Source organism: Nocardia blacklockiae (assembly GCF_015477355.1).
Lineage (GTDB): Bacteria > Actinomycetota > Actinomycetes > Mycobacteriales > Mycobacteriaceae > Nocardia > Nocardia blacklockiae.
The window spans coordinates 492778-506207 of the sequence record NZ_JADLRJ010000004.1; the positions used below are offsets into that span (position 1 = coordinate 492778).

Annotated in this window: 7 protein-coding genes; all 7 read right to left on the reverse strand. The window is 67.1% G+C overall.

Annotated elements, in window-relative coordinates:
* Positions 1-61 precede the first annotated feature (61 nt).
* Positions 62-4015 (reverse strand): DNA-directed RNA polymerase subunit beta', encoded by a 3954-nt coding sequence (locus IU476_RS15125; protein WP_195100573.1) that lies wholly within the window; start codon positions 4013-4015, stop codon positions 62-64.
* Between the two features lie 94 nt (positions 4016-4109).
* Entirely contained in the window at positions 4110-7595 is a 3486-nt protein-coding gene (gene rpoB, locus IU476_RS15130; RefSeq protein ID WP_195101001.1) for a DNA-directed RNA polymerase subunit beta, read from the reverse strand.
* Between the two features lie 471 nt (positions 7596-8066).
* The gene (locus tag IU476_RS15135) at positions 8067-8648 is read right to left on the reverse strand and encodes a hypothetical protein (protein WP_228823669.1); all 582 of its coding nucleotides are present in this window, start codon (positions 8646-8648) and stop codon (positions 8067-8069) included.
* Between the two features lie 270 nt (positions 8649-8918).
* A complete protein-coding gene (locus tag IU476_RS15140) occupies positions 8919-9638 on the reverse strand; it encodes a hypothetical protein (RefSeq protein WP_195100575.1) in 720 nt (239 codons plus the stop codon).
* Positions 9639-9683: 45 nt separating this feature from the next.
* On the reverse strand, positions 9684-10925 hold the full coding sequence (locus tag IU476_RS15145) for an MCE family protein (protein ID WP_195100576.1): 1242 nt from the start codon (positions 10923-10925) through the stop codon (positions 9684-9686).
* A complete protein-coding gene (locus IU476_RS15150; protein WP_195100577.1) occupies positions 10922-12190 on the reverse strand; it encodes an MCE family protein in 1269 nt (422 codons plus the stop codon). The genes IU476_RS15145 and IU476_RS15150 overlap by 4 nt, the downstream gene beginning before the upstream one ends.
* Positions 12187-13398 (reverse strand): MCE family protein, encoded by a 1212-nt coding sequence (locus tag IU476_RS15155; protein ID WP_228823758.1) that lies wholly within the window; start codon positions 13396-13398, stop codon positions 12187-12189. Before IU476_RS15155 ends, IU476_RS15150 begins: the two co-directional genes overlap by 4 nt.
* Positions 13399-13430 lie beyond the last annotated feature (32 nt).

The window sequence follows — 13430 nt, forward strand, 5'->3', positions numbered from 1 at the left end:
GCTACGCAATTCGCCCCGCCTCCGGAGGGAGGCGGGGCGAATTGGGTTGTGGGACAGCGGGTCAGCGGTAGTCGCTGAAGCCGTAGTCGTCGAGCGGGACCGCTGCACCGGTGGACTGGCCGAAGCCGTCCGGGGTGTAGTAGGTGTCGTCGTAGGACGGCACCGCGTAGGCGGCCGCGCGGGCCTCCTCGGTGGGCTGGACCTGGATGTTGCGGTAGCGGTTGATGCCGGTACCGGCCGGGATCAGCTTGCCGATGATCACGTTCTCCTTCAGGCCGATCAGCTTGTCGGAGCGGCAGTTGATCGCCGCGTCCGTCAAGACCCGAGTCGTCTCCTGGAAGGAGGCCGCCGACAGCCACGAGTCGGTGGCCAGCGACGCCTTGGTGATACCCATCAGCACCGGGCGACCCGAGGCCGGCTCGCCACCCTCGGCCACGACGCGACGGTTCGCGGCCTCGAAGTCGGCGCGCTCGACCAGCGAGCCGGGCAGGAACTCCGTCGCGCCCGAGTCGATGATCGTGACGCGGCGCAGCATCTGCCGCACGATGACCTCGATGTGCTTGTCGTGGATGGACACACCCTGCGACCGGTAGACCTCCTGGACCTCCTGGACCAGGTGGACCTGCACCTGCCGCGGACCCATCACGCGCAGCACCTCGTGCGGATCGGCCGAACCCTCCAGCAGCTGCTGACCGACCTCGACGTGGTCGTTGTCGGCGAGCAGGCGCTCGGAGCCGTCGTCGTGCTTGAACACCCGCAGCCGCTGCCGCTTGGACAGCTTGTCGTAGAGCACCTCGTCCGAACCGTCGTCCGGAATGATGGTGATCTTGTAGAAGCGGTCGTCGTCCTCGAGCCGCACGCGACCCGACACCTCGGCGATGGGCGCCTTGCCCTTCGGCACCCGAGCCTCGAAGAGCTCCTGCACGCGGGGCAGACCACCGGTGATGTCGTCACCGGCGACACCACCCTGGTGGAAGGTGCGCATGGTCAGCTGGGTACCGGGCTCACCGATGGACTGGGCGGCGACGATACCGACGGCCTCGCCCACGTCGACCAGCTTGCCGGTCGCCATCGAGCGGCCGTAGCACATCGCGCAGACACCGGTGCCGGAGGTGCAGGTCAGCACGGACCGCACCTTGACCTCGGTGACGCCGGCCTCGAGCAGCGCGTCGATCGCCGGATCGCCGATGTCATGGCCCTTCTCGACCACCACGTTGCCCTTGGCGTCGACGATGTCGATGGCCGCGGTGCGGGCGTAGGTGCTGGTCTCCACGTGCGGGTCGCGGATCAGCGAGCCGTCGGGGCCCTTCTCCGCGATCTTCACGTTGATGCCGCGCTCGGTGCCGCAGTCCTCCTCGCGGACGATGACGTCCTGCGACACGTCCACCAGACGACGGGTCAGGTAACCCGAGTCGGCGGTGCGAAGCGCGGTGTCGGCCAGGCCCTTTCGCGCACCGTGGGTGTTGATGAAGTACTCCAGCACCGTCAGGCCCTCACGGAACGAGGACTTGATCGGCCGCGGGATGAACTCACCCTTCGGGTTGGTCACCAGACCCTTCATGCCCGCGAGGGTACGAGTCTGGGTGAAGTTACCCGTGGCGCCCGAATCGACGATCGTGATGATCGGGTTGTCGGCCGGGTAGTGCGCGCGCAGCGCCTTACCGACCTCTTCGGTGGCCTCCTGCCAGATCTTCACCAGGGCGTTGTTGCGCTCCTGGTGGTCGAGAGCACCGCGCTGGTACTTCTTCTCGATCTGGTCGGACTGCTGCTCGTAGCGCTCCATGATCTCGGCCTTCTCCGGCGGCACGAGCACGTCCGACATGGAGACGGTGACACCCGAACGCGTGGCCCAGTAGAACCCGGCGTCCTTGAGCTTGTCGACGGTCTGCGCGACCACGATCATCGGGTAGCGCTCGGCGAGATCGTTGATGATCGCCGCCTGCCGCTTCTTCGGCATGATCTCGTCGATGAACGCGTAGTCCGCCGGCAGCAGATCGTTGAACAGCACCCGGCCCAGCGTGGTCTTGGTGGTCCACGCGTCGCCGCGCTGCCAGCCCTCCGGGAACAGCTCCGCCTCGACGTCCTTGGGCGGACGCTGGTCGGTCAGCCGGACCTTGATCAGCGACTGCACGGTCAGCTCGCCGCGGTCCACCGCCATCTGCGCCTCGGCCGGCGAGGAGTACACGCCGAACTCGGCCTCGTCCTTGGTGGCCGGCCGGTATTCGCCGACCGCGCCCTCCACCCGACGGGTCAGGTAGTACAGGCCGGTCACCATGTCCAGGCGGGGCATGGCCAGCGGGCGGCCGGACGCCGGGGACAGGATGTTGTTCGACGACAGCATCAGGATGCGGGCCTCGGCCTGCGCCTCCGCCGACAGCGGCAGGTGCACGGCCATCTGGTCACCGTCGAAGTCGGCGTTGAAGGCCTCACACACCAGCGGGTGCAGCTGGATGGCCTTGCCCTCGACCAGCAGCGGCTCGAAGGCCTGGATACCCAGGCGGTGCAGGGTGGGCGCGCGGTTCAGCAGCACCGGGTGCTCGGCGATGACCTCTTCGAGGACGTCCCACACCTGGGCGCGCTGCCGCTCGACCATCCGCTTGGCGGACTTGATGTTCTGCGCGTGGTTCAGGTCGACCAGGCGCTTCATCACGAACGGCTTGAACAGCTCGAGGGCCATCAGCTTGGGCAGACCGCACTGGTGCAGCTTCAGCTGGGGACCGACGACGATGACCGAACGGCCGGAGTAGTCGACGCGCTTACCGAGCAGGTTCTGACGGAAGCGGCCCTGCTTGCCCTTGAGCAGATCCGACAGCGACTTGAGCGGACGGTTACCGGGACCGGTGACCGGCCGGCCACGACGGCCGTTGTCGAACAGGGCGTCGACCGACTCCTGCAGCATCCGCTTCTCGTTGTTGACGATGATCTCGGGCGCGCCCAGATCGATCAGTCGCTTGAGGCGGTTGTTGCGGTTGATGACGCGGCGGTACAGGTCGTTCAGGTCGGAGGTCGCGAAGCGGCCACCGTCCAGCTGCACCATCGGCCGCAGCTCCGGCGGGATCACCGGAACGGCGTCGAGCACCATGCCCATCGGCGAGTTGCCGTTGGTCTGGAACGCGGCGACGACCTTCAGGCGCTTGAGGGCGCGGAGCTTCTTCTGCCCCTTGCCCGTCCGGATGGTCTCACGCAGGTTCTCGGCCTCGGCCTCGATGTCGAAGTTCTGCATGAGCTTCTGGATGGCCTCGGCACCCATCGCGCCGGTGAAGTACTCGCCGTAGCGGTCCTGCAGCTCGCGGTAGAGCACCTCGTCCACGATCAGCTGCTTGGGAGCCAGCTTGGTGAAGGTGCTCCAGATCTCGTCGAGCCGGTCCAGCTCGCGCTGGGCCCGGTCGCGCAGCTGGCGCATCTCACGCTCGCCGCCGTCCTTCACCTTGCGGCGGACGTCGGACTTGGCGCCCTCGGCCTCCAGCTCGGCGATGTCGGCCTCGAGCTTCTGGGCACGAGCCTCGAGATCGGCGTCGCGCTGATCGGCGACGGCCTTCTTCTCGACCTCCATCTCCGCCTCGAGCGTGGACAGCTCGTTGTGGCGCAGATCGTCGTCGACGGTGGTGATCACGTACGCGGCGAAGTAGATGATCTTCTCGAGATCCTTCGGCGCCAGGTCCAGCAGGTAGCCCAGGCGCGAGGGCACGCCCTTGAAGTACCAGATGTGGGTGACCGGAGCGGCCAGCTCGATGTGGCCCATCCGCTCGCGGCGCACCTTGGCGCGAGTGACCTCGACGCCGCAGCGCTCGCAGATGATGCCCTTGAAGCGCACGCGCTTGTACTTGCCGCAGTAGCACTCCCAGTCCCGGGTGGGACCGAAGATCTTCTCGCAGAACAAGCCGTCCTTCTCCGGCTTGAGCGTGCGGTAGTTGATGGTCTCCGGCTTCTTCACCTCGCCATAGGACCACTGGCGGATGTCTTCGGCGGTAGCCAAGCCGATCCGGAGTTCATCGAAGAAGTTGACGTCTAGCACGTAACTTCCTTTCCCCTGTTCGGGTTGAGTATCGAGCAAAATTCGCTAGTTCTACTGCCCCCGGCCGCAATTCGCGGCCGGGGACCGAATCGGCTCACTGCGCCAGGTCGTCGACCGTTGCAGCCTCGTTGCGGGACAGGTTGATTCCCAGGTTCGCCGCGGCGCGCTCCAGGTCCTCGTCCTCGCCTTCGCGCAGCTCGATCGCGGCGCCGTCGGAGGACAGCACCTCGACGTTGAGGCACAGCGACTGGAGCTCCTTGAGCAGCACCTTGAAGGACTCGGGAATGCCCGGCTCCGGGATGTTCTCGCCCTTGACGATCGCCTCGTACACCTTCACGCGGCCCACCACGTCGTCGGACTTGATGGTCAGCAGTTCCTGCAGGGTGTAGGCGGCGCCGTAGGCCTGCATGGCCCAGCACTCCATCTCACCGAAACGCTGACCACCGAACTGCGCCTTACCACCGAGCGGCTGCTGGGTGATCATCGAGTACGGACCCGTCGACCGCGCGTGGATCTTGTCGTCCACCAAGTGATGCAGCTTCAGGATGTACATGTAACCCACCGCCACCGGGTACGGGAACGGCTCACCCGAACGACCGTCGAACAGCGTGGCCTTGCCGTCGGCGTTCACCATCGCCTCACCGTCGCGGTTGGGCAGGGTGGACCCGAGCAGACCGGTCAGCTCGTCCTCCTGGGCGCCGTCGAACACCGGGGTGGCGATGTTGGTGTCGGGCTCCTGGCCCCACATCTCCTCCGGCAGGTTCTTCGCCCACTCGGGATTGCCTTCGACCTTCCAACCGGCCTTGGCGACCCAACCCAAATGGGTTTCCAGGATCTGGCCGATGTTCATACGACGCGGCACACCATGGGTATTCAAGATGATGTCGACCGGAGTGCCATCGGGCATGAACGGCATATCCTCCTTCGGGAGGATCTTGCCGATAACACCCTTGTTCCCGTGACGACCCGCGAGCTTGTCACCATCCTGGATCTTGCGCTTCTGCGCCACATACACACGCACCAACTCGTTGACACCCGGGGGCAGATCGTCGTCGTCCTCCCGCGAGAACACCCGAATACCGATCACCTTGCCCGACTCACCGTGCGGCACCTTGAGCGAGGTGTCACGGACTTCGCGGGCCTTCTCACCGAAAATCGCGCGCAGCAACCGCTCCTCCGGGGTCAGCTCGGTCTCACCCTTCGGGGTGACCTTGCCGACCAGGATGTCACCGTCACGAACTTCGGCACCGATACGCACGATGCCCCGCTCATCCAGATCCGCCAGAACCTCATCGGACACGTTCGGGATGTCGCGAGTGATCTCCTCGGCACCGAGTTTGGTGTCGCGAGCGTCGATCTCGTGCTCCTCGATATGAATCGAGGTGAGAACATCCTCTTCCACCAGACGCTGGGACAGGATGATCGCGTCCTCGTAGTTGTGGCCTTCCCACGGCATGATCGCCACGAGCAGGTTCTTACCCAACGCCATCTCACCGTTCTCGGTGGACGGACCATCAGCCAGAACCTGACCCTGCTCGACCCGCTGCCCCTCGTCCACGATCGGACGCTGGTTGGCACACGTGCCCTGATTCGACCGCGAGAACTTCCGCATGCGGTAACTGCGGCGGGTGCCGTCATCGTGCATGACGGTGATGTAATCGGCCGAAACCTCCTCGACCACACCGGCCTTCTCGTTCACGACCATGTCACCGGCATCGACCGCGGCACGCAGTTCCATACCAGTGCCGACCAGCGGCGACTCGGCACGGATCAACGGCACAGCCTGCTTCTGCATATTCGCACCCATCAAGGCACGGTTCGCATCGTCATGCTCGAGGAACGGAATCATGGCCGTCGCGGCCGACACCATCTGGCGCGGCGAGACGTCCATGTAGTCGACCTCGTTCGGGAAGACGAACTCCATCTCCTCGTTGCCGCGGCGAGCCAGCACGCGCTCGTCGAGGAAGTTGCCCTCGGCGTCGACGGCGGAGTTCGCCTGGGCGCGGACGTGGCGGTCTTCCTCGTCGGCGGTCAGGTAGACGACCTCGTCGGTGACCCGGCCGTCGACCACCTTGCGGTACGGCGTCTCGATGAAGCCGAACGGATTCACCCGCGCGTACACCGACAGGGTGCCGATCAGGCCGATGTTCGGGCCTTCCGGCGTCTCGATCGGGCACATGCGGCCGTAGTGCGACGGGTGCACGTCGCGCACCTCGAGGCCGGCGCGCTCACGGGACAGACCACCCGGGCCCAGCGCCGACAGGCGGCGCTTGTGGGTCAGGCCCGACAGCGGGTTGTTCTGGTCCAGGAACTGCGACAGCTGCGAGGTGCCGAAGAACTCCTTGATCGCGGCCACGACGGGACGGATGTTGATCAGGGTCTGCGGCGTGATGGCCTCGACGTCCTGCGTGGTCATGCGCTCGCGCACGACGCGCTCCATGCGGGACAGGCCGACCCGGATCTGGTTCTGGATCAGCTCGCCGACGGTGCGCAGGCGACGGTTGCCGAAGTGGTCGATGTCGTCCACCTCGACGCCGACCTCGATGCCGCCCGGGGCGGTCATCTCGCGGTCGCCCTGGTGTAGGCGCACCAGGTACTCGATGGTCGCGACGATGTCCTCGCGGGTCAGCACCGAGCCGGTGATGGGCTCGCCGGCGTTGAGGCCCAGCTTCTTGTTGACCTTGTAGCGGCCGACGCGGGCCAGGTCGTAGCGCTTCTCCTTGAAGAACAGGTTCTCCAGCAGGGTCTGCGCGGACTCCTTGGTCGGCGGCTCGCCCGGACGCAGCTTGCGGTAGATGTCGAGCAGCGCCTCGTCCTGGCCGGCGGTGTTGTCCTTCTCCAGGGTGGACATCATGATCTCGGAGAAGCCGAAGCGCTCGGCGATCTCCTCGGTCGTCATGCCCAGCGCCTTCAGCAGCACGGTGACCGGCTGGCGGCGCTTGCGGTCGATGCGCACGCCGACCGTGTCGCGCTTGTCGACGTCGAACTCCAGCCACGCGCCCCGGCTCGGGATCACGCGGACGCTGTGCAGCAGCTTCTCCGTGCCCTTGTCGATGGACTCGTCGAAGTACACACCGGGCGAGCGGACCAGCTGCGAGACCACGACGCGCTCGGTGCCGTTGATGATGAACGTGCCCTTGTCGGTCATCATCGGGAAATCGCCCATGAAGACCGTCTGCGACTTGATCTCACCGGTGTTGTTGTTGATGAACTCCGCGGTGACGAACAACGGCGCCGCGTAGGTCATGTCCTTGTCCTTGCACTCCTCGATGGAGGCCTTGACCTCTTCGAAGCGCGGATCGGAGAAGGACAGGGACATCGATCCCGAGAAGTCCTCGATGGGCGAGAGCTCCTCGAGCACCTCCTCGAGCCCGCCGACGGGACTGACGTCGCCGCGGGCGCTAGCCCGTTCCCGCCAGTCCGGTGAGCCGATCAGCCAGGCGAACGATTCGGTTTGTAGATCGAGAAGACCCGGAACCTCCAAGGGCTCGCGGATCTTCGCGAAAGACACCCGCTTCGGGGCTCCGGGGATACCGGCCTTGGTCTGGGTGGAGACTGCCAAGATGCGTCCTTCCAGCACCTCACGCGGGCCGCGGTGGTGCCAGTACGTACGTGACACCACAGCGACCGTCGCTTGTCTTTGCTACGAGTTCCGCTGGTCACAACCCGAACGAGACCCGAACAGCAAAGAACGGAAGTAACACCTCGACGGTGGAACTTTCGTGATGCGATCAAGGTAAGGACAGGAGGCAGCCAGCGCAAAGTCCAAACCTACACCCATACAGAGAGGGTGTCAAAGTACCATCCGAACCGCGTTTCGGACGGCTGGCGCGCCGAACGGCCGTTTCACGCTGGCTGCGCTCGGGCCTCCGGCGGCGAATCCACCCGGGCCCCAGGCCCTGTGACAGCTGCCGCTGTTGTGAATAGCGTGACGGGTCGGACGAAACTCGTCAAGTGTAAGCGGGGGTAAATCCCCTGCTGGTCCCGTTGTGCGCCGACCCACGGGATCCATCGATCGCCCGCTGAGCTGGAATAATTGCCAGCTGTTTGCTCAGCGGTCCGCGATTTCACTCGCGAGCCAGTGGCCGTCGATCTTTTCCATGTGGAGCACGATCGGACCCGACGCGCTCTCCTGCGGGACGTTGTTCTTGGTGGCGCTCACCGTCAGGTTCACCAGCAACTCGGCGCGATCGTCGGTGAGCAAAGTCACACCGATCGGATCGGCGGTGGCTTGCGCGGTCGACTGCGCCTGCTGGATCGCCGAGATCGTGGTGTCGGCGAACTTGTCGAAGTCGGCGCGCATCTTGCCGGTGACGACGGCGTGCACGGCGTCCTTGTAGCCGCCGACGGTCTTCACGTCGTAGGAGTAGACCGTCTTCAGGGCGTGGTCGGCCGCGGCGGTGACCTCCTGCGTCGCCCGCGTGTCCACATACGCGTCGTTGCCGTCGGCCACGCCCGGCCGGAACGCCGCCACCACGGCGAACGCGCTGAGCAGCACCGCCGCCACCAGCAGCCCGGCCACCAGTCCCCACGACGACCGCAGCGCCCGGAAGCGGGCCGAAACCCCTTCCCCGGCACCACGTTTCGTCGCAGCACCCCTACCGGTCACCCCGGCACGCCCCCCATCAGTCATCCCGGCACGCTCTTGGCCGGGATCCACTGCTGGATTCCGGCCAAATGCACGCCGGAATGACGAGGGACGGTCCCCGGACGAGCTTCGGTCCGCTGACGAGGGCCGGTCCGCGCGCGTCTTGCGCTCCGCGCGCCCCTCCCCCTGGGGCCGCGCGGTCCGCTTGACCGGCCGCCGGACAGTACGTTCCGCGGACTCCGAGGTCCGCTCGGACGGGCGTAGTCGATTGGAGACCTTGTTGACGGGTCGGCGCGAAGTCATGACGTCTACCTCCTACGAGCCCGGCTGGGCGGGCGGCGCGGGCGCCTCGCTCGGCGCGGGTTCGCCGCCGGGAGCGGGGGTGCCGGGCTGCCCCGGCGCGGCGGGGGCGGGCGCGTTCAGCGGGACCATCTGACCCAGCGAGTTCGCCTGCTCGGTCTTCCACACGTCGCCGGCCTTGGCCATGTCGAGGGTCCAGGTCGCGCGGAAGGACTGCACCGGCACGTTGGGCGCGGTCTGGGTCAGTTGCAGCACCACGAGCGCCGAGGCCTTGTCGCGCTCGCTGTCCAGGGAGTTCAGCGACGCGCCCAGCACCTTGGCCTCGATCTTGGTCTTGGAGTTCTCCGCGGCCTGCTTGATGCGGTCGCGGTTCTGGTCGAGCTGCGCGAGCATGTCGCCGGTCATCGAGGACTTCATCAGGTCGATCGACCCGTCGACGTTGTCGGGGTTCATCGACGACAGGTTGATCGCGGCCTGCCGCGCCGCGTCCAGGGCGGTGTCGCGGGCGTCGGCGCGCGGGCCGTCGGTGAACCACGCCGCGCGCGCCCAGCCGACGCCGAACCAGGCCGCCGCCACCACCGCCACGACCAGCCACACTGCAGCTATCGCGGTGATCACCGTGCGCAGCGTGCCGGTCGACCCGGCCTCGTCCGGGCGCTCCGCAGGCGGGGGCGTGACCGGCGAGGCGGGCTCCGGCGCGGACCGCGACGGCTGGTCGGTCGAATCAGAACTCACAGCGACACCCTAGCGTCGTAGATTTTCCGGCTGCATCGCCCCGGGTCACCGCTTCGGAGTCACCCCGATGAGGGGAGCCAGCTGCGCGGCGACCGGATTCAGGTTCAGCTTGTCCGGGTCGGTCTTCGGCGTCGCGTCCCACGGCTGCGGGATGCTGGGATCCGCCAGCTCCGCGCGCTCGCCGCCGCGCACCGCGGTCGGATTGCCGAACGGCACGGTGCATTTCGCGTCGGTGTTGAACGGGAAGTCGTCGCGGGTGTCGTCGAAGTTCGGGTTCTGCGCCTTCATCTGCTCGAGGATCCGCTGGGTGCCCTCGTAGCCGACGGTGCAGGCGGGCGGGTTGTTGACCTCGAGCACCAGGCCGAAGTGGCTGGTGTTGTCGCCGGGCGCGGTCGCCGAGCCGCCGATCGACAGCAGCGGCAGCATCTGCACCAGCGGCTTCAGCGCGTAGTACTTCGGCGACACCGCCAGCAGCAGCGACCGCAGGTTCGTCAGGTCCGTGGTGAGCGGTCCCGCGCTCTCGTCCAGCAGATCCCCGATCGCGTTGCCCGCGTCGGCGCCGGTGCCGATCAGCCGGCGGATGTCGGGGTCGTTGGCGCGCAACTGGATCGCCAGCTTGTCCAGGCCGTCGCTGAAGCGCCGGATCGCCGGCGACTGGTCGGCCTGGGTGCCGAGCACGGTCTGCGCGTCGCGGATCAGGTCGACCGTCTGCGGCAGCGCCTCGACCCCGGTCTGGCTGAACTTGTTCAGCGAGTCGACCAGGATGCGCAGGTTGTCGCCCTGCCCGTCGAAGGCCTTGCCCAGCTCGGTGATCGTGGTCGACACCGCCTGCAGATCGGTGCTGCCGGCGAAGCTGTTGACGCTGCCCAGCAACTGCTCGACGCGCAGCGGCACGGTCGCGCCGTCGATGACCGACCCGTCCTTCAGATACGGGCCGCCCGAGGAGTCGGGCACCAGATCCACGTACTGCTCGCCGATCGCGGATCGGTTGGCCACCACGGCCTTCGCGGTCTGCGGGACCTTCGGCTTCCCCGAATCCATCTCCAGGTAGATGAGTACACCGTCGGGGGTGATGTCGAGATTGTCGACCCGGCCGACCGGGACGCCGCGGTAGGTGACCTCGGCCCCCTTGGACAGGTTGCCGGTCTCCTTCGCGGTCACCTTCACCTGGTACTGGCCGAAGCCCAGCATGTGGTCGAACTTGATGTACTTGGCGCCGACGAACACGACGCCGAGCACCGCGATCACGGCGAACGCGATCAGCTGGTACCGCACCAACTTGCTCATCGCGGCCTCACTCCCAACTGCTCCAGGATCGAGCCGATCGGATCACCCGGCCCGGTGGCCGGTGCGACCACCGTCGGGGGCAGCGGCAGCAGCGAGACCGTCGGCCAGCCCGGACGCGGGCCGTTGCCGTTGTAGTACGGGTTGCTCGGGTTCACCGGCACCGGCGGCCCGTACTTCGGCGGAATGTAGACCGGATCCTGTTTGCCCACACCGAGATTCGACAGCGTGGTGCCGATCTGCAGGTCCACCGACAGCCAGGTGTTGACCGAGCCGCCGATCGCGGATTTGATGGCCTCGTCCGGGAACGGGTAGGTCGGGATCAGCGGGAACGCCGTGATCAGGTCCGGCGCCGAGCGGCCCAGCTCCTGCAGGGTCGGGCGGAGCGCCTGCAGGTCGCGGATCAGGTTCTCCTTGGACCGGTCGAGCACGTCGAATCCGGCCTGGCCCACCCGATCCAGCTGCTGCAGCAGCGCGATCAGCTGCGGCCGCTGCTCGTCGAGGACCTTGATGCCGGCGGGCAGCTCGTCGAGGATCTTGCCGATCTGCTCGGTCTGCTGGCCCACCCGCGACGACAGCGTGCCGAGTCCGTCGAGCGCGTGCTGGATGTCGTCGACCTGCTGGTTCAGCCCGTCGATCAGGATGTTGGCCTGATCCAGCAGCGAGCGCGTCTTGTCCTCGCGACCGGCCAGCGCCTTGTTCAGCTCCGACACGATCGGCTGCAGCTGCGCGACGCCACCGCCGTTGAGCAGCAACGACAATGCGCCGAGCACCTGCTCGATCTCGGTGGCGTGGCGGGTGCGCTCGGCGGGGATGACGGCGCCGTCGGTCAGCGTCCCGGCGGCCTGTTCCTGCTTGGGCACCGACAGTTCCACGAACTTCTCGCCCAGCAGGTTCGACTGCTTCACTTCCGCGTGCGCGTTGGCGGGCAGCCGCACCGACGAGTTGACCAGCGTGCGGACGCTCGCGGTCCAGCCGTCGGGCGCCACGTCGATCTTCTCCACGCGGCCCACGGCCACGCCGTCCACCTTCACCGCCGACTGCGGCACCAGGTCGAGCACGTCGTCGAAGCGGACATCGATGTGCATCGGATGGTCGCCGACGTCGGCGCCGCCGGGCAGCGGCACGCTGTAGATGCCGTCGGACGCGCAGGAGGTGACCAGCGCGGCGGACAGGCCCACGATGGCAGCGGCCACGAAACCTCGTGCCGCGGTGCGGCTTCGCGGTGTGCGCGCCGGGATGACGGGGAGCCGGAAGGCGTCGATCATCGCGTCCCACCTTCCTGCTGAGACGGCGGCAGCTGATTCGACGGCGTGCCCGGGACGGTGCCCGGCACCGGGGCGCGCTGCTCGTTCTCGCCGCTGAGGATGCCGAACGGCAGTACCAGCGACGGCGTGGTCACGCCCGCCTTGACCTGGTCGGTGATCGTCTTGCACTGATCCAGGATCGGGCGCAGCTGCCGGCTGATCGCATCGAATCTCGGGTCGCCGGGCCGCAATTGGCCGAGGTCGAGCATCTTGCAGACCGCGCCGAACGGGTTCTGCAGATCGGTGAAGTTGGCGCGCATGTCGAGCGTGCCCGACTCGCCGTTGTGCACATTGATCAGGTTGCTCAGCGCCAGCGGCAGCACCGGCAGCAGGTTGGCGACGTCCTGGCGCTGGTCGGCCAGGGTCTGGGTGAGCTTCGTGAGCGCGTCGGCGTTCTGCGCGATGAGATCCCGGTTGTCGTCGATGAACCGGGCCACGTCACCCAGCCCGACCGACAGCAGGTTCAGCGCCTGGCCGAGGTTCTGGCGCTCGTCGGCGAGGAAGCCCGCCAGATCCGCCAGCTGGGTGTTGAACTGCCGCACCTGCTGGTCGTTCTCGGCCAGCGTGCGCACGAAGATCTGCAGGTTCTTGACGGTGTCGAAGATGTCGCCGCGCGCGTCGGACAGATAGCGGGCCGCGTGCGAGAGCTGCGCCAGGCTGTTGCCCAGCGCCTCGCCGTTGCCCGCGAGGTTCGCCGCCGAGGTGCGCGCCAGGTCGTTGAGCGCGCCGTCCTTGTTGGCGCCGTTGGGCCCGAGCGCGTCGGAGAGCTCCGCGATGGACTTGTAGAGCCGGTCCACCTCGACGGGTGTCGCGGTGCGCTCCTTCGGAATGGTCGCGGTCCGAGGCATTTTCGGCCCGCCCTTGTAGACCGGGGTGAGCTGGATGTAGCGGTCCGACACCACCGACGGCGTGATCTGCGCGGCCTTGGCGTCGGCCGGGATGTCGTACTTCCGGTCGACGTTCATGGTCACCTTGACCTGCTCGCCCACCGGCTCGACCGAATCGACCTTGCCCACCGGCACACCGAGGATGCGGACCTCGGACCCCTCGTAGATGCCGATCGACTTGTCGAAATACGCGGTGATCTTGGTCGTGTTGGCGTTGTCGAACAGCCACCACAGCACCCCGGCGAGCACCACCACCAGGACCAGGCCGCCGGCCAGCAGCATCTTGGTGCCGCGGCCCGCGTTCCGGATCGCGC